This is a genomic window from [Mycobacterium] fortunisiensis, from assembly GCF_019050325.1.
In the GTDB taxonomy this organism is placed as follows: Bacteria; Actinomycetota; Actinomycetes; order Mycobacteriales; family Mycobacteriaceae; genus Mycobacterium; species Mycobacterium fortunisiensis.
Map to the genome: position 1 here is coordinate 1 of NZ_VOMB01000027.1, position 21,407 is coordinate 21,407.

General features: G+C 64.4%; 21 protein-coding genes and 2 pseudogenes. 10 read left to right on the forward strand and 13 right to left on the reverse strand.

Going from position 1 to position 21,407, the window contains the following annotated elements; all coding sequences use genetic code 11:
* Positions 1–509: 509 nt before the first annotated feature.
* Complete coding sequence (locus tag FR943_RS24180) at positions 510–827, reverse strand: helix-turn-helix domain-containing protein (protein WP_372448234.1); 318 nt, start codon at positions 825–827, stop codon at positions 510–512.
* A gap of 51 nt (positions 828–878) precedes the next feature.
* On the opposite strand from FR943_RS24180, the gene FR943_RS24185 reads away from it, so the two are divergent.
* On the forward strand, positions 879–1,676 hold the full coding sequence (locus tag FR943_RS24185) for a hypothetical protein (RefSeq protein WP_217160822.1): 798 nt from the start codon (positions 879–881) through the stop codon (positions 1,674–1,676).
* Positions 1,677–1,695: 19 nt separating this feature from the next.
* Here FR943_RS24185 and FR943_RS24190 read toward each other — a convergent pair.
* Positions 1,696–1,791, reverse strand: a pseudogene (locus tag FR943_RS24190) (transposase); the annotation flags it as partial.
* 454 nt (positions 1,792–2,245) lie between these two features.
* Here FR943_RS24190 and FR943_RS24195 point away from each other — a divergent pair.
* Complete coding sequence (locus FR943_RS24195; protein ID WP_217160823.1) at positions 2,246–3,001, forward strand: DUF5131 family protein; 756 nt, start codon at positions 2,246–2,248, stop codon at positions 2,999–3,001.
* A 12-nt stretch (positions 3,002–3,013) separates the two neighbouring features.
* Here FR943_RS24195 and FR943_RS24200 read toward each other — a convergent pair whose 3' ends face one another.
* The 10 genes and pseudogenes from FR943_RS24200 to FR943_RS24245 all read right to left on the reverse strand — a co-directional run bounded on the left by FR943_RS24200 (position 3,014) and on the right by FR943_RS24245 (position 12,933).
* Positions 3,014–4,132, reverse strand: a complete 1,119-nt coding sequence (locus tag FR943_RS24200) for a three-Cys-motif partner protein TcmP (RefSeq protein ID WP_217160824.1) — start codon at positions 4,130–4,132, stop codon at positions 3,014–3,016.
* A 29-nt stretch (positions 4,133–4,161) separates the two neighbouring features.
* On the reverse strand, positions 4,162–5,328 hold the full coding sequence (locus FR943_RS24205; RefSeq protein WP_217160825.1) for an HNH endonuclease family protein: 1,167 nt from the start codon (positions 5,326–5,328) through the stop codon (positions 4,162–4,164).
* Positions 5,325–6,560 carry an adenine-specific methyltransferase EcoRI family protein gene (locus tag FR943_RS24210; RefSeq protein WP_308170647.1) on the reverse strand — a complete coding sequence of 412 codons (1,236 nt, stop codon included), beginning with the start codon at positions 6,558–6,560 and terminating at the stop codon, positions 5,325–5,327. Before FR943_RS24210 ends, FR943_RS24205 begins: the two co-directional genes overlap by 4 nt.
* A gap of 302 nt (positions 6,561–6,862) precedes the next feature.
* On the reverse strand, positions 6,863–7,414 hold the full coding sequence (locus FR943_RS24215) for a hypothetical protein (RefSeq protein ID WP_217160826.1): 552 nt from the start codon (positions 7,412–7,414) through the stop codon (positions 6,863–6,865).
* Positions 7,407–9,290, reverse strand: a complete 1,884-nt coding sequence (locus FR943_RS26795; RefSeq protein ID WP_217160827.1) for a tyrosine-type recombinase/integrase — start codon at positions 9,288–9,290, stop codon at positions 7,407–7,409. The genes FR943_RS24215 and FR943_RS26795 overlap by 8 nt, the downstream gene beginning before the upstream one ends.
* Positions 9,291–9,940: 650 nt before the next feature.
* On the reverse strand, positions 9,941–10,786 hold the full coding sequence (locus FR943_RS24225) for a tyrosine-type recombinase/integrase (RefSeq protein ID WP_217160828.1): 846 nt from the start codon (positions 10,784–10,786) through the stop codon (positions 9,941–9,943).
* A gap of 454 nt (positions 10,787–11,240) precedes the next feature.
* Positions 11,241–11,381 (reverse strand): annotated as a pseudogene (locus FR943_RS24230) (DUF4244 domain-containing protein); the annotation flags it as partial.
* A 27-nt stretch (positions 11,382–11,408) separates the two neighbouring features.
* Complete coding sequence (locus tag FR943_RS24235; protein WP_217160830.1) at positions 11,409–11,978, reverse strand: type II secretion system F family protein; 570 nt, start codon at positions 11,976–11,978, stop codon at positions 11,409–11,411.
* Complete coding sequence (locus FR943_RS24240; RefSeq protein WP_217160831.1) at positions 11,975–12,760, reverse strand: type II secretion system F family protein; 786 nt, start codon at positions 12,758–12,760, stop codon at positions 11,975–11,977. The genes FR943_RS24235 and FR943_RS24240 overlap by 4 nt, the downstream gene beginning before the upstream one ends.
* On the reverse strand, positions 12,757–12,933 hold the full coding sequence (locus tag FR943_RS24245) for a conjugal transfer protein TrbB (protein ID WP_217160832.1): 177 nt from the start codon (positions 12,931–12,933) through the stop codon (positions 12,757–12,759). The genes FR943_RS24240 and FR943_RS24245 overlap by 4 nt, the downstream gene beginning before the upstream one ends.
* Before the next feature lie 174 nt (positions 12,934–13,107).
* Here FR943_RS24245 and FR943_RS24250 point away from each other — a divergent pair, with 174 nt between their 5' ends.
* The 5 genes from FR943_RS24250 to FR943_RS24270 all read left to right on the forward strand — a co-directional run bounded on the left by FR943_RS24250 (position 13,108) and on the right by FR943_RS24270 (position 18,968).
* Entirely contained in the window at positions 13,108–13,818 is a 711-nt protein-coding gene (locus FR943_RS24250; RefSeq protein ID WP_003882610.1) for a hypothetical protein, read from the forward strand.
* 61 nt (positions 13,819–13,879) lie between these two features.
* Positions 13,880–15,124: an ImmA/IrrE family metallo-endopeptidase gene (locus FR943_RS24255; RefSeq protein WP_003882611.1), complete on the forward strand. Its 1,245-nt coding sequence runs from the start codon at positions 13,880–13,882 to the stop codon at positions 15,122–15,124.
* Between the two features lie 16 nt (positions 15,125–15,140).
* A complete protein-coding gene (locus tag FR943_RS24260; RefSeq protein WP_021269098.1) occupies positions 15,141–16,343 on the forward strand; it encodes a tyrosine-type recombinase/integrase in 1,203 nt (400 codons plus the stop codon).
* Positions 16,330–18,561, forward strand: coding sequence for a site-specific integrase (locus FR943_RS24265; protein ID WP_217160833.1), 2,232 nt, complete (start codon positions 16,330–16,332; stop codon positions 18,559–18,561). The genes FR943_RS24260 and FR943_RS24265 overlap by 14 nt, the downstream gene beginning before the upstream one ends.
* Complete coding sequence (locus tag FR943_RS24270; protein ID WP_003882614.1) at positions 18,558–18,968, forward strand: DUF6262 family protein; 411 nt, start codon at positions 18,558–18,560, stop codon at positions 18,966–18,968. Before FR943_RS24265 ends, FR943_RS24270 begins: the two co-directional genes overlap by 4 nt.
* Here FR943_RS24270 and FR943_RS24275 read toward each other — a convergent pair.
* Positions 18,965–19,624, reverse strand: coding sequence for a TetR/AcrR family transcriptional regulator (locus tag FR943_RS24275; RefSeq protein WP_003882615.1), 660 nt, complete (start codon positions 19,622–19,624; stop codon positions 18,965–18,967). The genes FR943_RS24270 and FR943_RS24275 overlap by 4 nt on opposite strands.
* A 143-nt stretch (positions 19,625–19,767) precedes the next feature.
* Between FR943_RS24275 and FR943_RS24280 the strand changes: the two genes are divergently transcribed.
* The 3 genes from FR943_RS24280 to FR943_RS24290 all read left to right on the forward strand — a co-directional run bounded on the left by FR943_RS24280 (position 19,768) and on the right by FR943_RS24290 (position 21,399).
* Positions 19,768–20,280: a PaaI family thioesterase gene (locus tag FR943_RS24280; RefSeq protein WP_003882616.1), complete on the forward strand. Its 513-nt coding sequence runs from the start codon at positions 19,768–19,770 to the stop codon at positions 20,278–20,280.
* Between the two features lie 59 nt (positions 20,281–20,339).
* Complete coding sequence (locus FR943_RS24285) at positions 20,340–20,900, forward strand: TetR/AcrR family transcriptional regulator (protein WP_079710224.1); 561 nt, start codon at positions 20,340–20,342, stop codon at positions 20,898–20,900.
* 73 nt (positions 20,901–20,973) lie between these two features.
* Positions 20,974–21,399 carry a DUF6188 family protein gene (locus tag FR943_RS24290; RefSeq protein WP_003882618.1) on the forward strand — a complete coding sequence of 142 codons (426 nt, stop codon included), beginning with the start codon at positions 20,974–20,976 and terminating at the stop codon, positions 21,397–21,399.
* Positions 21,400–21,407: the final 8 nt, after the last annotated feature.

Consider the following 21,407-nt stretch of genomic DNA (forward strand, 5'->3'; position numbering starts at 1 on the left):
CTACACTGACCGGTGCTCACAGGTGAGGAATTTCAACGAGCACACCTGGGGACGTTCGATGAGCGCAATCATCCGCGGGCGGGTCAACGGATTCGGTGTCGTGACGTCCTGAACCGGCTGATCCTCAACGCCGAGCTGTGGGTCGGCGCGCTTATAAGGTCAGGACCGCCAAATACGTAGCTGCCGAAGTGCAGCCGGTTCGTTGTCTCCATCGCATGTGTCGCATCCCGGACTACCAAGCGCTGCACCAAGCTTGCGTAGTCGGCGTTCCCGGTCCGCTCATGCTCGACCCGGACACGCTGCGTCAGGGACTCCTCGTGAACAAGAGAACGCCAGTGACCGTATGGCTTGATGGCTTGCGTGCATCAGCGACCTGGCGGACATCGGCGATGAGGTCCGGCAGCAGCAGGTTGTGATTCGTCACGTCGGCCGGCCAGTTGTTGGAATTCGTCGTCGGTGAGTTGGCCGCGGTAGAAAGCGGTTTCGATGGAATCCCAGTCGTCGGTGCCTCATTGATGGATTGCGGCAGCGACTGACGGTCCGGGCAGTCTCGAAACCAATTTCCCAGCGTCGATATCCAAGCCGTCGGCGATCTTGACGATGGTTTCCAGTCGCAAGCTGCGTTGACCACGTTCCACCTTTCCGAGCTGGGTCCAGTGGATCCCGCAACGCACAGCCGCAGCTTCTTGGCTGAGGCCGAGCTCGACCCTACGTGCGCGGACCCGCTCGCCGAAGGCTTGCGTCGTCGCGTTCAGTGGTGAGGGGGCCGGCACGGCTTCCAAGCACATATGCCCCAGGCGAAACAGGCCAGAGTGCATCGCACCCATGCGTAACAGGCCTACTATCGAAGGTGACGGGACCGAAGGGTGGACGCAATTGTGGACGACCCGCACGCACCAGAACTGACCGACGAAGAGGAAAACTCGGCCGCGCTCACCGAACGGCGCTATCGGGAACCGGAACCGCCTGAGTTCGCTACGAGCCGCGGATGCCAGCTGCTCGACGAAATCAGCTTGCGCATCCTCGAGATTCGTCTGGCGCTCCTCGTGGCGACCGAGGACGTTTCGCTCCGCCTGGACGACTTCTACCCTCGCCTTGCCGCTCTCGAAGTGCTTGCAGACCAGGCCGTCGGAGCGGCACGGCTGTTGCTGCTTGACGCGGACCTAGACGAGGCGTGGGGGTCACTGCCGTCACGTCCCCAGGCGGTTTTCGCCCGCCACAAGGCGGCTGTCACGCGTGGTTCCCCGAGCGTATTTCCAGTGCCGTCGTCGCTGCGGCATTTCAACAGTGCCATCAGGACGATCGCCAGTCAGGCGACCGGCCCAGATTGGCGTGCTCGGCCCCAGTGCCCAGCGATAATCCGGGACGGCTCACGACAATGCAGTAACGGCGTTCTCTATCTCGGCGACAATGCCTTCGCCTCTGGGTGCTTTTCCCACGCGACCGAAGCAGAGCGCAATCGCCATCGCCAACATCAGGATGATCGGAACGAGGCAAACGTGGAAGCCAGCCGCATCGCGCACTTGGCGATGACAGGCCTGGGCCGCATCATCGCTGAGGGATGGCTTCGTCGTCGGCACGAACCGGGCTCGCTCTTTCAGCTCATCAACCAGCCTGACGGGCCATTTCGTCTGGAAGATATGGAGGAGGCTGGTAAAGCAGCACCAGCCGATTAGGGGCTGATTGACATCGAGTTCTGAGGCGTTTGGCGTCGTTGGCTTTCATGCCGCCGTACTGGGCGACCCAGCGATGCCAGGTCGACTCGGTGACCTCTAGGTGCCGGCATACCTCGACAGCCCCCATCCGCAGCGGCTTTGTTGCTGGGTACTTGGTCGTCGCCAACGGTCACCTTCTGGACCGGCCGGACTAGTGGATCGATCAGTTCCCGCCAAAGGTGAAGCCGAGCAGCCCGTCCACGTCCTGCTGATCCTGGCGCCGTGGAGACGCCAAGTCGTCAGAACCTAACAGTCGGGTGCTTCTTCGTCGACGACGTCCCACAGATAATCCGTCCACGACGGCGTGTGACACCTGACAACCCGCGACCGTCGTGGACGGCAACGGCAGGCACTCGCCACCTAGAGATATCGAGTATCGAGTTACCTGTCGGCGCCAGCCGCTACCCTCGGCGTGCCAAGGGATGCGATTCCGCTGCAGCCGCAACTCCGAATGTGGCTGGCGAGGCCCGCGGCGTTTCGGCTCGTTGCCCGAGCGGCGGCCGTTACGCTTGTCGGGAAGAGATGGGGTGATGTCGTTGGCCGCGAATAGCGGGATCGAGTGGACTGAAGTCACCTGGAACCCCGTCACCGGCTGCGACAGGGTCGCGGCTGGCTGCGATAACTGCTACGCCCTCACACTCGCGAAGCGTCTCAAGGCCATGGGCGCCGAGAAGTATCAGAACGACGGCGATCCGAGGACCTCCGGGCCTGGCTTCGGGGTCACGATCCATCCACGCGCACTGGACCAGCCGTACCGGTGGCGCGCGCCGAAGGTCGTCTTCGTCAACTCGATGAGCGACCTCTTCCACGCCAAGGTGCCACTGGGCTTCATTAAGGACGTCTTCAACGTGATCCGGGAGACCCCGCAGCATACGTACCAGGTGCTCACCAAGCGCGCCCACCGCATGGCGCGGATCGCCGACAGGCTGGACTGGCCCGAGAACCTATGGATGGGCGTATCGGTGGAGTCGCACGAGGTCGTCGACCGAATTGATCACCTGCGGGCCTCGCCTGCGGCCACGCGGTTCCTGTCCTGCGAGCCGCTCCTCACAGCCCTTCCTGACTTGGCCCTCAACAACATCGACTGGGTAATCGCCGGCGGCGAGTCGGGTCCGCGGGCGCGGCCGATGGATCCGGCCTGGGTCGAAGACATCCGCGACCAGTGCGTCCACGCCGGAGTGGCGTTCTTCTTCAAGCAGTGGGGCGGGCGGACGCCGAAGGCCAACGGCCGTGAGCTCGACGGCCGCACCTGGGACGACATGCCGGTGCTGGCAGCAGCGCTCTGACCTGGCCGGTCGTCAGCCGTCCAGAGCGGGGAACTCGATGAGGGTTCCGTCCGGGAAGGTTCCCTTCCTCTGCTGGTTGGGTGACGAGATGCGCCCGGCGGTCTGCATCGGCTTGAGGGTCTTGACCTTCACCTGACCGCTGTGGAATGGCGTCTTCCTGATGACGTACTGGCGGACCTCCTCGACCGGCACCGTCCGGCCTGCGAAGTGCTGTGCCAGCTCGTCCTGAAGCGGTCCGGTGTTGGCCTCGTCCTCGAAGAGAACCTGTTGGCCGGCGAGACGGTCGTCGAACCTGTAGCCCCCTCCGGGGGCGAGTTTCCACATCGCCTCCTTCATCTTGTCGTAGGCCTGGTCGTCGCGCGTGCAGAAGAAGAGGTAGCTGCCGGTGTGGCCGCTCTTGTTGATCATCTCGAAGCTGCACACGTGGGCGAAGTCGCATTCGTTGCGAAGCTGCCTCTCGTAGAGGTCGTGGATGAACTGTGCGCGACCCTGATCAGCTGGCGGGGCGTTCTTGTAGTCGTCGCACCCGAAGAGTGCCGTCAAGAGCGGGTCGACGTTGCCGGCGTTTGCGAACCGGTTGACGCTGTTGAAGTCGAAGTAGATGAATAGCTCGCACGACGGGTGGCTGACCAGGTCGCGGATGAGAGACATCGGGACGTCCTTGTAGCCGAACGGGTCGACGAACGCGAACGTGGGTGCCAGCTGCCTGTCTGCGGGGATGGAGTCCAGCAGCTCACGGGCCAACGACTGGAAGTTCTGGTTGCGCTCGTGGATCTGCACGGTGTTCGGCCACGGGGCGCGGCTCGCCTTGACGCCGGCGAGGACCTCCTGCAGCGACGCGAACCTCTTGTCGTCCCACTCGTTGAAGATGAAGTTGAACAGGGTGTCACCGAAGGTGGCGAACGATCGGTGCTCCAGCAGCGTGTTGAGGGTCAGGACGGGCGAGCCTGGCTGGTCGTCGTCGTAGCGGCCGGGGCCTGCGAAGCCGTCCAGCACGTTGACCCTCTGGTGGCGCCTGCTCGTGCCGAAGATGCCAAACCACGCGCCGAGGTATCGCGTGAGGATGTCGTGCTTGGCCTTGGTGTGCGGAGGTCGTCTCCACACGGTCGGCAGGCTGTCACCCTTCGGCATCGTTGCCTCCTGGTCCCTGGTGGTGGGCGCTACCTGTTGCCTTTGGCGCGGTTGTGGGGGACACAGAGCATGGTCAGGTTGGACAGGTCTGTGGAGCCGCCCTTGGACCAAGCGGTGACGTGGTCAGCGTCCATCTCGTTCAGCTTGTAGATCCGGTCCTTGTTGCTGTCCCCGCCGATCGCGCACAGCGGGCAGTTCGACACGCCACCGGCCTTCGCCTTCGCCGTCTGCTGTTCGTAGGCAACGCGCTTGTCCTTAGGCTCGAACAGACGGATGTCGAGCAGCTGCGGCTGCTTCTCACCGCCGAGCAGGTACTCGTAGATCCCCTTGCTGCTGTGCACCGCCGGATCACCGCGCAGCTCATTGACGCGGGCCTCGATCTTCGCCGCGCTGTAGGAGGTCCCGTGATACGCCTCGTACAACCTGCCCCATTCGAGGCCGCGCATCTCCCTGTCCGGGGGCCGCGTGAAGACACCGGCAACCCAGTCGATGACCGAGGTGAAGTAGGTCTTCAGCTGGGCGATGTCAGTGTCCTGGCGATGCTGGGCGAGGTAGGCGTCGATGCTCAGGCCCTGCGAGAACGCGACCCAGTCCAGCGCCTCCGCGAGCACCTGTTGCCGCTTCGGGTCGCCGTTGATGTACGACTGCCACTTCTGCATGTTCGCGTTGTTCGAGTTGCTGTACTCGACCTTGGCCCTGGTGATGAACGGCCCCGAGTAGATCGCGTTGAGCAGCTCCTGCTTGTTCAGCGGGATCCCGGCGATGTTGATCGTCTGGAACCAGGCCTTGATCTCGTCCTCGGTGCCGTCGCACTCGTAGATGTCGAGCCGCGTGTCGAGGATGATGCGCTGCTGGTCCCTGGGCAGCGAGGAGAAGGTCTGCTCCCGCCCATCCACCTTGATGGCGAACTTGCCGGTGACGAAGCGGCCAAAGCTGGTGATGCGCTGCTGCCCGTCGAGGACTTCGAGCGTGTCCCCCTCCACGTTGAAGTAGATCAGCCCGAGCGGGTACCCCTTCAGCAGCGAGTCGATGACCGCGACGTCGCGCTTGCCGTCGTTGTAGATGTAGTTGCGTTGGTACTCCGGCTGAATGACCAGCTTGCCGTCGAGCCCGAACAAGCCCTTGCCTTCGAGCTCGTTGTAGACGAAGCCCACAAGGATCTCCTCGACCGTGTAGTGCTTGAGCTCGGTCTTCACGAGGCGTCCTTCCGACGGATGAAGATGCGCTTGTAGATGCGCTTGACGGGGTAGCCCACATCAAAGTACGTCCCCGGACCGAACGATTCGGTACGGACGAAGCACCCGAAGGAACCGGTGTTCGACTTCATCCGCACTCCGTCGACGACACGCACCTTCGGCCCGTAGGTCTTCGTCTGCGGGTAGTCGCCCTCACTGCTGCCGACGATCTCGAACTGGTCGGGGTTGTACTTATCCAGAAACGTGATCGGAACGCCCATCATCCCGTCGTGATCGCTGGGGATCGCGTCGACGAACGGAACCTCGATCGCCGGGAAGTTGTCGTAGGTCGCGTAACCGACGCCTCGGACTTCCTTGTGCCTGGAGTACTTGATGTTGTCGTCCGTCGTCATGAGCTGCATCGGTTCGTGGCGTCGGCCGTGGTCGATGTTGGTGAACCAGCAGGAGTTCCCGAGCCGTGTGTAGTCCCGCTCCCCGTCTGACGGGTAACCGAGCCTCTCCGCCTTCAGCCGGTCCGCATCAGACACCTTCGCACCCTTCGGGACGCCGAACACCATGTCGGTGTTGTTCGCGGTCGCGCCCTTCCACAGCTCGTTCGCCATGATGTGCGGAAACACTTCGTTGTAGGTGATGGCGTTGTTGTTGCCGATCACCGAGAACTTTCGCCCACCGCCGACGACCCAGGTCATGAACTGACGGAAGAGACTGAACGGCGGGTTGGTGATGACGAAGTCGGCCTCGTTACGCAGGGCTGTTACCTCCCTGCTTCGGAAGTCGCCGTCGCCGTCGAGGTACTCCCATTGGAGGTCATCTATGTTGACGATTCCGTCGCCGTTGATGTCCTTGGGCTCGAGGACGAATTTCTTACCGTTCGTGTGTGTCTTGGTCTCGTCGAACTTCGGGTCATCCATCTCGAACAGGGTCGGGGTGTAGTAGTCGAGGTTCGGGTTGCTGTCGGGCGCGTACGACGTCGAGATGAGCTTCTTCAGGCCGAAGTCGACGAAGTGCAGGGCGAAGAACTTCGCGAAGTTGGACCACTCCGGGTCGTCGCACGGCAGGAGGACGACCTTGTCCCGGAACACATCGGGGTCGAATTCGAGGTAGGCGTTGATCTCGCGCTCGATGTCCGCCCACTGCGTGTAGAACTCGTCGTTCTTCGTATCGCGAGCAGCCTGGAGACTGGTGTTCCTCGAAGCGGTCGTCATGCTCTCTCCCCGGTGGCCGGACTGCACCGCCAGCAGCGGGGCGTGTCTGCGGGGAATCCTATCGACGGGCTCCGACCGAGACCGGTAAGCGGGGCCGACGCGATCGAGTGCCGCTGGTGCAGTTCAGTTAGGGGTCTCGTTCCTCTCAATCCGAGCTTCAGGACATCAAACACCGCTACCGCCTGAATAGCCGACATCTTGTGTTATCGCGGGCGCTGACCAGGCATCCGCGAGATTCGTGTCGACGTCCGTACGGTCCCATTCAATCGGATGAAACGGTCCAAGGTTCCGTCCGCTGGATTCCACCAGGGCAAATCTGGTGGTGACAATCAGCTGCGAGTGAGGCCGTACTCACGGACGAGTGAGCGGTTGGTCTCGCGCAACACCTCGATGTCCTCTTGCAGCGAGGCGATGGTTCGGTCCTTTTCCACGATGGCGAGCTCAACTTCTGCTAGGCGCTGGCGCAGATCGATGACGATCGGATGTTGATCGAGTAACGCCGGACCGATCGATGGTCCTTGTGCTCCGAGCCGGCGTTCCAGTACCTGCACTTTCTGCTGCAGGTCGCGATTGTGGTGTCTGGCTGTCGCCAAATCGGCACGAAGGCTCTCCGCCGTGACCTGGTCTTGAGGGCGGGGATGATTGTCGGGCCGCTGGCCCCCGGCGGCGTGGTCGATAAGAGCAGCGAGGTCTTTGTGGCGTTGCAGGAAGTTGCGGTGAACGCCGGCGCGGGCGATGACGACTCGCCGGCTGATCCGCCGGTCTTCACGACGAAGGTCGGTGAGTGCATTGAGAACTGCGGCTCGTTTGGTGGCTGTGTCTTTGCGCCGCGCATCGGTAAGTCGTGAGACTCGCTGCTCGTAGCTTTGGACGTCAGTCATCGATCAGGGTTCCGATTGCATCGACGACGTGGCGGCGGTCGTCGCCGTGGTCGAGTAACGCATCCTCACCATTGGGTCGGCGCAACGTGATATCGACTTGGGCTGCGGCGCGCGCCTTCCGCAGTGTGATGGAGGCGTCCTCGATCAGCGCGCGCTGTTCCGGGCTAGCGTGTGTGAGCTTGTCCTCCTCGACGCGGATACGCTGTTGGAGCGCCTGGATTTCTTCATCGCTGGGGCGGGCATCACGTTTGGCCCATTCCGCAGCACCGTCGAAAGCGTCGACACGAGCACGTGCGGCTTTCAGATCAAGCAAGCGTCGACGCATCTCCGGAAGATACGACGGGTCACTGCTGAACGATGCACATCCGAAGCAGCGGTGCCGGATTGGACACCCGTGGCCTTCTGCCGTCACATTCTGTGGGTTAGAGCACTTTCCGAACGGCACCGCGATAGTCGCTCGTTCGTTAGCGAGTCGCTGACTGTGCGTCATCGACCCGCTCACCAAGTGCTCACCCGAGATCACAAGATTGCCGACGAATTCAGCGGCCTCACGTCGACGCTTCTGCGGGATTCGGTAGTAACCCATTGTTGTGGAGATTTTCTCGTGACCCATGAGCTCCATCAGGACATCGGGCGAGGTACCAGCGTCGGCATGCCGCTGGGCGTAGGTGTGGCGAAACGAATAGCCAGAGATCGAGGACCGCTCGAATGGCAGCGGTGTTCCGTCTTCATCAATCTCGTCGGAGTCAAGGCGAGGCAGCGAATCAACCCACGTTCGCAGGGCGCCGGTGAAGGTCGACGAGTCGATCGGGTGGTATCCATGTGGGTTCATCGTCGGCCGTGGAAACAACCGCAATTGTTCTAGGGCAGTGTGTGGATAGCGGCTACGTACGTGCAGCTGTTGTTTACGTACGGTATCTACAACGACGCTAAGCACCGGTAGCTTGCGCTCCTGACCCGCTGTCACCTTGGTTTCGGTGTAAATCAGAAAAGGCCCCCCCGCGGACGTTGTGTCGATGCAGTCGTACTTCAGCGATGTCAATTCGCCTGGGCGTCGTCCCGTTTCGGCAGCAAGGCGCACCAGCGGTGGCACCTGCTCATTCAGCGCAGTTAGGGCTGCCATGGCTTCAACGGTGAACAGTTGGCGCACGATGGACAACGGAAGAGCGTCGCCGACGTCGTCTCGAAACTGCGGCCGGGGGCGTCGGACCAGTAGGTCATCAGTAAGCATGAATGATCCCGCGAACCGATCCATACGACCCGTTTCACGCCCGTACCGCAGGATCCGCTGTACCGCCAGGAGACAACCTGCCTGGAGGCCAGCGGTCCACGGCACTGGTCGTATCAGGTTGCGGTGCCGGTTGGCACCTTGCTCGACAAGGGAGGCCAACGACGCTGCATAGCCGGTGACCGTTGACCTGTCGAGGACTGCGATGTCGTCACCGCCGCCAGAAACGTTGGCGCGCAGGTACTCCGAGAAGTAGCCGATCTCGTTGACCAAGTGGCCGAACTTGGCGAAGTTGCCGTACCGGTTGAGGTTGTCCCAACACCAGGCCTGGGTAATGTCGCGGAGCCAATCCTGCGAGAGATCGCGGAAGTCCACCTGTCCCGTCTTGCCGAAGACAACGCCTGGCCAGACATCGGTGTGACGGAAATCTTCAGGGGTGCGGTCGCCGTATTCGACGGTAACCAAGATCGTATTCAGGATGTGGTTGGACGTGCGCGTCCACGTCTTGGGCAACTCAGCGCCACGTACCTCCAGCAGATCTGTTGGCTGCAGATACCGGACCCAGTCGACAAGGCGCTGCAGATGATCAAGTCGCGTTCGCGAACCACGCCGAGACCGAGTAAACACGCCAAACAGGATCTGCCGCACCACGGACTGATGAAGTCCCGCGAACGCAACTCGGCGGCTATCGGCGACAGGCTTCTCCGTCCGGCACCAATCGTCCAAGCTCGCCCCAGAAGTCGCTCGCCTGAACGTGCGCCATCGGTTGTGGTGAGCCCTGCAAAGCCTCTCGCCGGGAAGATGCGCGCGCCGATCGCATGAGGCAACTCGGCATGGTCCAAGGCTTGGTAGTGGGCTGAGTTCCGCGATGACGGCGGCTCGTTCGCGGTTACTTCTGCCGACCTTGTACGAATGCGGGCCGCACAGGCCCTTACTCTGGGCGTCGCGGCCGCATCTGACACCGTTGCGGATAACCAGACACGGCGTGAGGTCTTGTTGAACGCGGTTTCGTTTGGGTGCCTGCCGATCGAAGTCCGCTCTTTCCGGCCGCCCAGCTTTGTACCACGCCGCCGAACAGCCCTCGCAGAGGCCATTATTCTTCAGCCCCCAGGCGGGTCGATCACATGTATCCACAGCACAGTCTTTCCAGCCCAAGGTTTCGTGGGTGGCTGGAGGCCGCAGTTGGAGGAGATCATCACTCCAGCCCGCCGAGTGCAGCCACTGATCGAAGGCACTGACCGATGGATCCTCGTCACTTTCCGGTGACAGCAGAACCAGTGCTCCACGGATGCCCTTCATCAGCTTCCTCGGGTCTCAAGGTGACGCGATAGTGCCCCTGCCTCGACCGCTTGTCGCTGTCGCAGCACATCTGGGTGCAGATAGATCTGGGTGGATTGAAGGCTGGAGTGTCCGAGCAACTCTGCGACGACATCGATCGTCGTGACTTGAGCGGCACCGGTTCCGAATGTGTGCCGCAACATGTGGGGCGTAACTGCCTGCCCGGCGCGTCGGCTCAACCTGGTGAATAATTCGTTGGCGGCGTGCAGCTTCATCGGTTCGCCCAACGGCTGGCGATACAGGTTGACGAAGACGTAGTCCGATTCGCGGGCCTGCTGACATACGTCCCGCTCGATGCGGTAGAGCTCATAGAGTCTCACCAGACCTGAGGTGACCGGCACGACGCGCGGCTTGCCGTTCTTGACCCTGGCCTGATTGCTGTTGATGCGGGGCTCGACATGAAGGTGCGGACCATCGACCTGGCAGCCCAGCGATGTAGAACTGGGCAGAAAATGCATATCCGAGAGTCGCAGCCCCAGCGCCTCTCCGCGTCGGACACCGGTGGTAGACAGCATCGCAACCAACAAGACATCTCGCGGATTGCCGCATTCCGCCAAGATCATCTTCACAACATCGACAGGCGCGTCGCGTCGGCCGGCACGTTGAGGCCGCAGACGATGCCTCCGCCGAAGGATCACCGAAGTGGATAGATGGTGCCGTCGATCGCTGGGACCAAGATCTCGCACCGGCATCATTTCAAACAGCTGACGAAGCTTCGACTCATCCCACATACCCTCTGCCGCAGCGAATTTGAACAATTCACACACGGCGTAGGTAATCAGATTGATTCGGTTATCAGCCCGCACGGGGGCATGTCCCGGTCCCGCCCACACCTGTTTCGAAGGATGCGGATGCCGCGGAGACGGCGCGATCCTCAACCAGATTTGGAACGCGGTGATATCCGGGTCGGCCCAACTAATCGACCTGGTCTCACAGAACCGGTAGTACAACGCGAGGGACTCCGCATACTTCCGCGTTGTCGACTCAGCTCTACCCCGTGCGAACCGCATGAACTGAAGGAACCGGTCCGCTAACTCCACTACCCCGTAGTCACTATCGTCGACAACAGACCAGTAGGCACCCGCGTCGGTGTTGAACCAAAATGCCCTATGCATTGCAGCCCCACGCTAGCCCGCGCCCACCGACGGGAGCATGGGACACGCCGGTGAACAACCTGTCGAGGGCATGATCCACCAGTCGCACTGCATAGGCCCTTCGGACAGCTTGCGAGTGCGTGAGATACCGATCCAGACACCCCTAGGAAACGACCGTGTACAAGATCGCGCCGAACGCCGCGGCCGCGATGGTGCCGATCGCGTATTCGACGGTCGACATACCCGACTCGTCGACCACCAACAACGTGGCGCGGGCATTCATCCGCCCAACCATGTTTCCTGCCATGCTCTTTCCTTTCTTCCCCAGGTGTACTCACAACAGTCCTGAACCCAGCACGTCGCCAGCGAGGCCCGCGACCACGGGAACGACTCCCAGACAGACGAACGCCGGCAGGTAGCACACCCCCAGCGGCCCGGCCACCAACACCGAGGCACGTTCGGCGAGCGCATCCGCCGCCGTCGTGGCGTCGTGGCGGGTCTGTGCGGCCAGGTCGGCCACGCCACCGGCCAACGCGCTGCCCGACACCGCGGACCGCCGCGCCAGCCGCAACAGCGCCTCGGCGCTTTTGTCCCGTGACGCAATCTCGTTGGACCAGGCCCGATCCGGGTCCGCCCCGAGTGCCAGCAGCTCGGCTGCTCGACGCAGCAGCGGGGCCAGCGCCGGCGGTGCGGACGACGCCACCGCGGCGGCCGCGGTCGATACCGCCATCCCGGCCGCCAGGCAGGCGGCAAGCAGATCGAACGTGGAGGCCGCGGCGAGGGGATCGTCGGCCGGCGGCCGCAACCTGCTCACCGGCGTGGTCCGGACCGGTCGGACCCGCATCCGTACCGGATCGGGGGCAACCAGCAGTGCTGTCGCGAGAAGCAGTGCTGCCCAGCTCATCTCAGCACCCGATCGGTGATCCGGTCCGACCACAGCAGACCGGCGCAGGCCAGCAGTACGCCGATGATCAACAGCCAGCCACCCGCCCCCGGCCCACACAGGAAGCGCACGGGCTCAGCGCCGATCAGCTGCCCCAGGGCAACGCCTGCCACCGGTAGCCCGGCCAGCACCGCTGCCGTCGCCCGGGGCCCGGCCATGGCCGCCTCGACGTGCGCGGAGAAGTGTTCGCGCTCGACGATGTCGCGCTGCGCGGTGCGCATCAGGGCCGTGATCGACAGTCCGTGGGTGTGGGCCAGGCGCCAACACAGCGCGAGCCGGTGCCAATGCGTCGGCAGCCGCGACTCGGCCGAGACGTCCGCCAAACCCGCTGCCACATCGGCACCCAACCGCGCTCTGGCGGCGACGGCGCCCAGGTGACGGCCCACCTGGCCGGATACTTCGGCCGCCGCCGTGCCGAAGGCGGTGACCGGATGCGCTCCGGTGCGGAGCTCACCGACCAAGACCTCCAGAGCAGCCTGCAGTGCGGCGGCCTCGCGCTGTCGCTGTTGCCGGGATGCGCGGCGCCTCAGCCGCACGGTCACGGTGGCGGCCGCCATCGTGGTTGCCAGCGCGGTCGGCAGTGAGATCGACCACGCCAGAACGACTCCCAGTGCGGCCAGCAGCGCGCCAAAGCGAAATCGGCGTGGCGCCGGGGCACGCGTCCGCCGCAACGCTGCGGCCCGTCGCGGCGTGACCGGCCAGAGCAGAAGTGCGGCCGCCAACGCCAGTGCGCTCGCGGTCATGACGGCGCCCGCCGTTCGATCAAGCTGGTGAGAGCCTCAGCGCCACAGCCCATCCCGGTGTCGGCGTGCCAGGCCGTCACCACCTCAAGCTCGCCGCGCCCGCCGCGCCGCAGCACTGCAATCTCGGCGAGCCTGCGCCGTCCGCTGCTGTCGCGGCCCACGTGCAGCAGCACCTGCGCTCGTTATCAGTAGTTAACTACACAATGTGGGCGCACAATGCGTGTTGACCTGCGTATTTATCGTCGGGTACATGTACTCTAAGAGTGTGCGTAGCAATATCAACCCTCTCGCCACGCCGATGCGGCGTGTTGCTTGCGCTCTCTGTTTTTGTGTGCGAAATTCGCCGTGTGAACCTACAAGAGCGGTTGCGCAAGGCGGTGTCGGATCATGGGCCGTCGTTGGCGACTCTGCGTTACGACTTGGAGGTGGTGATCCCCAAGGTTGGCCAGATGTGGCAGCCGTTGTTCGAGGATCCGTTGGATATTCATGGTCAGGCGTTTTGTACGTGTGTGCGCCAGATGGTGTTGAGGATGCGCGAGCTTCGCAAGCCGATCCCTGGGGACACGTTGTTGACTTCTCGTGGCAGTGGGTTGTCGGTGCAGATCGCCGATTCGCGGGGGATGGATTTTCGTGCGCGACGGTGGCCGTCGAAGGTGTTGCACGGGGAGCGAGTTCGGGTGGTGACGCATCCGACGGGCGGCGATCTTCGGGTGCTGCGGCCGCCGAAGGCTCAGGTCGACGAGCAGATGTTGTTGGACGAGGACGAGCCGGCGCAGTTGTTTCCGTCGCCGATTGTGACTCCGGCCGGTACACCGGATATCTTCGCCCTGTGGTGGCCGACCGACGATGGGTGGGGATTGTCGGAGGCGGTGTTGGCGTTCGTGGTGGATGTGGACAATGCGTCGCGGGTGCAGATTTTGGCAACCGAGCCGCTGCCTCCAGTCACCGACTCTCCGCTGGTGACTCCGTCGGCGCAGGGTCAGGGGCCCAGGGACGACTTCGGCGAGTACGAGCCGCCGGCGCTGGGGACGGGCGAGGATCCCGAGGAGCCGGCTTAAGGGGTCGTGGTGTCGGGGGTCGATGCGAATGTCGGCGGGTGGCTGTTGAATCGAGGTCGCAATGACGACGACCGTGGACGTGTATGGGTTGCGGGTCAACCAGGCCCGGGTCATGCGCGCGATGACTGCCACTGCGGTGATGGAAGCGTTGGGCTGGAAGCATTCTCGGCTGAACCGGTTGGAGAAGTCGACCACGACGGCGTTGCCGATCAAGGATTTCGACCGGCTGGTGGCGGTGTTGCGGTTCCCGGCGAAATTTTTCACCACCGCTCCGACGTCGCGGGTGCACCAGTCGGATCTGTTGTTCCGTGCGCCGCGGTCGATCACGGCGACCGAGCGGGAGTATTTGGCGCAGTTCGCGGCATTGGCTGGGGAGTTTCTCGACGAGCTCAATGGCCGCACTCAGTTACCTGCGGTGAAGTTGCCGATACTTCCGATCGACACCGCAGTGACCCAGGCCGCTGCGGCGGTGCGTGCCAGTTGGGGGTTGGAGCACGATCAGCCGATCGAGTACCTGACGCATGAGATCGAGCGCAGCGGTGTGGTGGTCGTGGTGCGCCGCTTGCTGACCTCCTCGTCACGGCGGATCCTGGGTGACGGGGATTCCACCGGCAAGATCGACAAGCATTTGGGTTATTCGGTGCGTGTCGGGGAGTTCAATACCCGGCCGTTGATCGTTGTGCGGCAATCGAATTCGTGGGAACGGACCCGCTGGACGCTGGCTCATGAGGTGGGTCATCTGGTGTTGCATGCCTCGGGCAGCGTCACCGAGGCCTGCGAGGAGCAGGCGTCGCAGTTCGCCTCGGAGTTGTTGGCGCCGGCGGCGGTGCTGGCCAAGGACGTGTCGCGGGCTCCGTCGCTGGCGGAGTTGTTGCCGGTGAAAGCAAAGTGGGGTGTGTCGCTGGGGGCGTTGATCAAGCATCTGCATACCTCGCAGTTGTTGACTGGGGCGCGGTTTGAGGCGTTGCGCCGCCAGCTCTACACCCGGGTCAATCCGGATACCGATACGACGTGGGGTCGGGTGGAGCCGGGCTGGAATGACCGTGAGGTGGAGCGGCCACGATTGATCAGCAAGTGGCTGGAGATGGCGTTTTCGGCGCGTTCGGCGGCGATGCTGGCCCCCTATGACTTGGTGTGGCCGCAGGATCTGCTGGAGGACTTCATGGCCGGGCAGCGGGCCGCCCCGGGCGCGGCGGCGGTGCGGGTGGCCGCCGGCAGCGGCAGAGCGACGGTCGGACCCGGGTCATCGGCGCCCAGTACGGGCAGCAATGTGATTCCGTTGCGGCAGCGAAGCCGGCGCGGCTAGAACACAAGGGGGGCCGGTGGCGCGAGTGCAGCGGGTGATCTTTGCCGACCAGCCTGTCACCTACACGGTCGTTGGCGCCGATCATCTGCCGGTGGCCCCGGCTGCGGAGTATCTGAGGTTTCTGCGTGAGGGGGGCGCGTCCCCGCACACGGTGCGTGGCTACGCCGCGGGGTTGGCGCGGTGGTTCACGATGCTCGAGCACACCGGCCATCGCTGGGATGACTTCCCCACCACCCTGTTCGGGCAGTACTTGCAGTATCTGCGGACTGGGGATCTGCCCGGGACACCGCGCCTGGGTGCCCCCGAGACCAAGATGGTGACCAGTTCTTTGCAGCCGCGGGCGGCTGCGGTGTTGTCGATGTATCGCTATCACGCTGATGCCGGCACCACCGAGGTGCCTTATCGGCGTTTGGTCACTCAGCGGGGCAGCTGGCGGCGCCACAACCGCTACGTCGGGTTCCTCGACGGCGTCGGGCCCCACCGCGACGGCGAGCACCCGATCTACCCGGTGCGCACCCCGCGGCGATCGGCTACCCCTGTCTTGTCGCCTGCCCAGGTGGCCACGATCCTCGATGGCTGCTCGGTGCAGCGCGACGGGGACTGGACCGGCGGGGCCGCCGCGGTGCGCAACCGATTGTTTTTCGCAGTACTGGCCGAAACGGGAATGCGTCTGGGCGAGGCCTTATCACTGCGGCACAACGATTTTCATATCGGCGCCGGTGCGACCCCGTGGATCGACATTGTGGAGCGCCAAGATCATCCCCATGGTGCTCGGGTCAAGACCGGGCCGCGGCGGATCTATGTCGGTGATGACCTGGAGGCACTGTATTCAGAGTATGTGTGGCAGTTGGTCGCGATGAACGCCGACCAGGTGGTCGATGATCTGTCGAATCATTTCGTGTTCGTCAATCTGCAACGGGGACCGCGTTTTTCGCCGATGCGCCAGGAGAACATCTACGAGAAGGTGCGCGGGCTGCGCACAGCGCATCGGAGTCTGCCGCCGGATTGGTCACCGCACTGGCTGCGCCACACTCACGCCACCGCGTTGCTGCTGGCGGGGGTGCCTGAGCATGTGGTGATGCGGCGTCTGGGCCACGCCGATGTGCAGACCACTCTGTCCACCTACGGCTGGGTCACCCAGGACGCGGCGATGCGTTCACTGGCCGAGTGGAAAAACTATGTCGCCGGATGGAAAGGACTTCACGATGGCCAGCAATGAGGGCCGCCTGACCACACCGGTAGGCGACCTCGGTGCGGTGGCGTGGCAGGCGCAGTGGGCCCAGGTACCCGCCGAATGGCGCCGCCCGGCCTATCAGGTGCATCTGCCCCCGGCAGATCGGGTGTTCCTGTCCCGCAAGAACGATCTGCCGCCCGCTGCGACCGCTGGGGTGTACGACTTCACCCCGCAGGCCACACCGGCGCGGTTCGCCGACGAGATCGCCTGGTGGGTGTGGGTGTGCTACCACGAGGGGCTGCGCAAGATCGAGCATTCCCTGCTGCGCTGGGCCACCCAGGCCATCAGCGCCGCCGCGGCCGAGTACCGCAGTGCGCACGGCCGCCACCCGGTGAGCATCACCGACCTGGCGGTCAACGACATGGTGCGCCACGCGGTCGTGGTGTTCGAGCGGCGCAATGCGCGGCTGCCCGCCGGCGGCACACGCCGCAATATTGTGGGCCTGATCGAGCATCTGCACCTGTTTGTGTCGGTGCGGGCCAGCGCCATCGACTGGTGGGCCTATGACACCTGGGATCTGCGGGCCGATCCACGGATCCCGCAACGCGAACACGAACCGTGCCACGAGAAGACGGTGCGCATCGGCGCGATCGAACCAGCGTGGCTGCGCGAAGGGGTGCGGTTTTGGCTGCGCACCTGCCTGGATGCGGAGTTGCTGCGCTGGTCATCGGCAGTCGATCGTGCCCGCGAGATGGCGCGCCATTTCGGTGAATTCGTGATCGCGCGTGGCTACACCGATCCCGTCTTATCCGATGACCCGGCGCAGCTACGCCTGATTTTCACTACCTACAACGAATACCTGCGCTCCCCAGCCGCGGCTGCCCGACCTGACAAGCCGTTGTCTGCCACGGCGATCGGCGACAGCCAATCTCAGATCCAGAGCTTCTACACGTTCATGCTCGACCATGCACCCGAGGCCGCGGCAGCCACCGGCGATGCGCGTTGGGAGAACCTGTCCGCGGCGCACACCCGGTTGTGGGGGCCGGCGTTTCGCACCCGCCGCGCCCACCGCACCCGGGAATTGACCTGGTACTCCACTGGAGAACTGCAGCAGATGCTGGCCTACCTCGACGTGCTCGCCGCCCAACGGGGCGCCCTGGTGTCGGTGACCCATCCCGATGGCACCGTGTCGCTGATCAAAGGCCTCGGCGACCCCCAGGCCGCCCGGATCTGGCTGCTGCAAGCACTGACTGGGCGGCGGGCCTCAGAAATCCTCATGCTCGATCACCACCCGCTCGAAGCGATCCCCGGCGCGGCGCGGCCCACCGCCACCGATGACCCCGATGTGTTCGTGGCCAAACTGCGCTACCAACAGACCAAAGTCGACGGGGTCATCCCCACCATCCTGGTCGAGCAGGCCGTGGTCAACGTCATCGCCGAGCAACAGCGCTGGCTCGCCGACACCCACCCCAGCCTCACCCCGAAATACCTGTTCATCGCGGTCAAACAAAACCTGGCCGGGCGCCGGCCCCGCCCGTATGCAACGTATCGGGCCTCCCTGGACAAGCTCGATGCCATCCATGGTCTCAGCGATGCTGCGGGAAACCCGTTGCGGTTCACCCAAACGCATCGGCTGCGCCACACCCGGGCCACCGAACTGCTCAACGACGGCGTGCCGATCCACGTCGTCCAGCGCTACCTGGGCCACAAGAGCCCCGAGATGACCATGCGTTATGCCGCGACACTGGCCGCGACCGCCGAAGCGGAGTTCCTCAAACACAAGAAGATCGGCGCTCACGGCACCGACATCGGAATCAGCCCGTCTGACATGTTGGACATGACCCAGCTCTCAGTGCGCACCGACCGGGTCTTGCCCAACGGGGTGTGCCTGCTGCCGCCACTGAAAACCTGCGACAAGGGCAACGCCTGTCTGTCGTGCGGGCATTTCGCCACCGACGCCACCCACCTCGACGAACTCGAAGATCAGCACGCCAAGACCACGGCGCTGGTCGAGATCAGACGTCAGCAGTACCGCCAGCGCACCGGCCGCGAACTCACCGATGACAACGTATGGGTCGCCCAACGCCTGCGCGAATTGCATTCCCTGCAAGCCATCCTGGACCGCCTGACCGCAGATCAACGCACCCATCAGGAGGCGATCGCCGGGGCCGGGACGGCCAACCGCATCCCGCTGCAACCTGTGGCCACCCGCGGTGCGCACGATTCAGCACTGCGCAAAGCCGATCCTCACACACCCGCATGACCGTCACCCCCGCCTCCCTCACCGCCCTTGAGGCCAGCGCCCGCAAACGCAGCGCCGACGTCGAGGCCCGTATCGATCGGGCCCTGAAGAAGATGCGCAAGCAGGGCCTCGACATCAACGTCAGCAGCCTGGCCCGCCACGCCGGAGTGTCACGCAGCGTCATCCACCGCCGCCCCCAACTGCGAGAACAGATCCGCACCACCCAGCCGCTGGCCGCCGCCCCCGATCCACCGCCACCACCGGCTACCGACACCGAGAGCAGCATCATCACCGCGCTACGGACCCGCCTGAAGGCACGAGACGCCCAGATCGCCGACCTGAAAGCCCAACTGCGCGAACGCGACCACATCATCGCGACCCTGCACGGGCAACTGGCCGGCAAACCCCACCCGGACACCAACTCCTAGCTGGCTGGTTGTGCGGGTCGCTGCGTGGTTTGCGCGGTGATGAAGTCGTCGACGATGCGGGTGCAGTCGTGGTGGCCGATGGCGCGTAGGCCGGTCATTCTGGCGAAGACCAGGGGGCCGACCAGTTGGCACAGTGCCAGTTCGATGTCGAGTTCGCCGAGTTGGTCGAAGGTTTCGGGGCTGTGCAGGATTTCGTCGAAAGGCCGCCGGTACTGCTCGATCACCCGGGTGCGCAGCATGCTGGCGGTGGCGTGTTGGCCGGTATCGCTGTCGCTGTCGTGCGTTTCGGTGGGGCCCAACGCGGCCCAGGCCAAGGTGGTGACGTGCAGCGGCGCTTCGGCGAACAGGTCGGCTTGGCGCGAGAGCAGTTCGATGAGCCGCTCACGCAGGGTGCCGCTGGTCGGGGCGGGCGGGATGACTTGGGGCAGAAGGCGTTCGAAGGTGGCCGCGAGCAGTTGTGAGGAACTGTTGAAGTGGCGGTAGAGGGTGGTGCGGGCGACCTTGGAGGCTTTAGTGACCGCGTCGATGGTGACGGCTTCGATCCCACCGGTTTTGAGCAGGTTGGCCGCGGCGTCGAGCAGTCGGGTGCGCGATCGGGTGCGGCGCGGGTCGACGTCGTCCTCGTCGTCGGGTGCCGCCGCGGGTTCTGTCCCCACCTGACCTCCTGGTGTTCCGATCGCCGGTGCGTTGCCCCCGCTCTCCCGGTTATGGTACCGATAGTAGCGCAGCGAAACTGCTAGTACCGGCGGTCCCGGGTCGGGACGCGGTGGCGGGGCTGCCCGGGTGTGAGGAGGCCGTGATGGGTGCTGATCAGCCGCAGCGGTTGCCGTCACACACGCCGACCTGCATGGGCTGCGGGCCGGACAATCCGCACGGTTTGCAGCTGGAGGTGTTTCGGTGCGGCGATGAGGTGTTCGCTGATCTGGTGTTCGATGAGCGTCATATCGGTGCGCCGGGGCTCGCACACGGTGGCGCGATCGCCGCGGCCTGTGATGACGTGCTGGGGTTTTCGTTGTGGATCGCGGCCACCCCGGCGGTGACGCGCCGTTTGACGGTGGACTATCTGCAGCCGGTGCCGTTGGGATGTACGCATCGGCTGACCGCGCGGATCGCCACCCGCGAGGGCCGGGCGTTGCATGTGGACGGGGTGGGGGTCGGCGTGGACGGTGTCACCCGGTTCACCGCCTCGGCGGTGTTCATCACGGTGGATGCGGCCCATTTCGCCGCCCACGGTGACATCAGCGGTTTCGGGGAGTTGTTCGCCGAGCTGGCCCGCTACGGTGGCGCCGGCCCCGACGCGGGGTCGCGGTGAGCGCGCCCACCGCCGCACCCCGGGACCGGGTGCGGCGCCCGCGCCGGCCGGCGGCCTCGGTGTGGGCGCGTCGCGAGGCGATCCTGGATGCCGCGTGGACGGTGGCCTCAGCACACGGTTTTGACGGTGTGCAGATGCGTGCGGTGGCCGCGCAGGCCGGCATTGCCGCCAGCTCGCTGTATCGGCATTTCCGATCCAAAAGCCATCTGCTGGTGACGGTGCTGGCCCGCGAATTCGAACGTCTCGACACCGAATTCGTCTGGAGTACCGGTGAACTGGCGCCGCAGGCCCGGCTGGGGCGGTTGACCACCCACCTGCACACAGCCTGGCAGGCCAACCCGCACCTGACCGAGGCGATGGTGCGTGCGTTCGTCGTGGCCGACACCGAGGCCACCAGCGCGATCGAGCACGCTGTCGCGGTGATCGAGGACATGCTGGCCCGCGCCCTGGGCGGGCCCACACCCAGCGCACATGACCGGGACGTGGCCAGCCTGATCGCCGACGTGTGGCTGGCCAACCTGATCGCCGTCATCGGCGGCCGGATCGATGCGGACCTGGCCCGCGAACGCATCGACCGCACAACCCGACAGCTGGTGCACGGCACCCACACCACCACTTAGCGATACTAGTAGTATCGCTGCGCTACTCCCAGTACCATAAAGCGACACAACGACGTGTCGAAGGGAGCCGGGCATGCATACCCCCTGGATCGAGCGGTGCACCGTTCAGCGTGTCTCGTTGCGCGACGGATTGGTGCTCGACCTCGACGATTACAACGAATTGGTGATCGCCACCCCGATCCGGCTGACCCTGCCGCCGATCGGATCGTCTTATCCCGAAGAGCAGGTCCTCATCGACCCGGGCAACGTCTCGGTCCAGCAGCGTCCGTTGCTGGACCTGGCCGGCGCGGTGTGCACGGGGGCGTGGTGCGACGAGGGCGGCGGGTTGCACCTGGGTTTTTCCCGCGGGCATCGCATCGATGTCGCCCCCCAGGAGGCCGCGACCTCCTGGGAGCTCTACGGCAAACGCCACGGCTACATGGCATGCCTGCCCCGCGGGCGGGTGCGGGTGGTGCGCCACGACCTGCCCGACGACGAATCTGAGGACACCGCAAGTTAATTCACCCC

What these genes read in the sequence shown, in the direction of transcription:
- FR943_RS24180 (WP_372448234.1), bottom strand. Translation starts at nt 827, where the DNA reads ATGGGTGCGATGCACTCTGGCCTGTTTCGCCTGGGGCATATGTGCTTG.
- FR943_RS24195 (WP_217160823.1), top strand. Translation starts at nt 2,246, where the DNA reads ATGTCGTTGGCCGCGAATAGCGGGATCGAGTGGACTGAAGTCACCTGG.
- FR943_RS24200 (WP_217160824.1), bottom strand. Translation starts at nt 4,132, where the DNA reads ATGCCGAAGGGTGACAGCCTGCCGACCGTGTGGAGACGACCTCCGCAC.
- FR943_RS24215 (WP_217160826.1), bottom strand. Translation starts at nt 7,414, where the DNA reads ATGACTGACGTCCAAAGCTACGAGCAGCGAGTCTCACGACTTACCGAT.
- FR943_RS24235 (WP_217160830.1), bottom strand. Translation starts at nt 11,978, where the DNA reads ATGAGCTGGGCAGCACTGCTTCTCGCGACAGCACTGCTGGTTGCCCCC.
- FR943_RS24240 (WP_217160831.1), bottom strand. Translation starts at nt 12,760, where the DNA reads ATGACCGCGAGCGCACTGGCGTTGGCGGCCGCACTTCTGCTCTGGCCG.
- FR943_RS24255 (WP_003882611.1), top strand. Translation starts at nt 13,880, where the DNA reads ATGACGACGACCGTGGACGTGTATGGGTTGCGGGTCAACCAGGCCCGG.
- FR943_RS24265 (WP_217160833.1), top strand. Translation starts at nt 16,330, where the DNA reads ATGGCCAGCAATGAGGGCCGCCTGACCACACCGGTAGGCGACCTCGGT.
- FR943_RS24270 (WP_003882614.1), top strand. Translation starts at nt 18,558, where the DNA reads ATGACCGTCACCCCCGCCTCCCTCACCGCCCTTGAGGCCAGCGCCCGC.
- FR943_RS24280 (WP_003882616.1), top strand. Translation starts at nt 19,768, where the DNA reads ATGGGTGCTGATCAGCCGCAGCGGTTGCCGTCACACACGCCGACCTGC.
- FR943_RS24290 (WP_003882618.1), top strand. Translation starts at nt 20,974, where the DNA reads ATGCATACCCCCTGGATCGAGCGGTGCACCGTTCAGCGTGTCTCGTTG.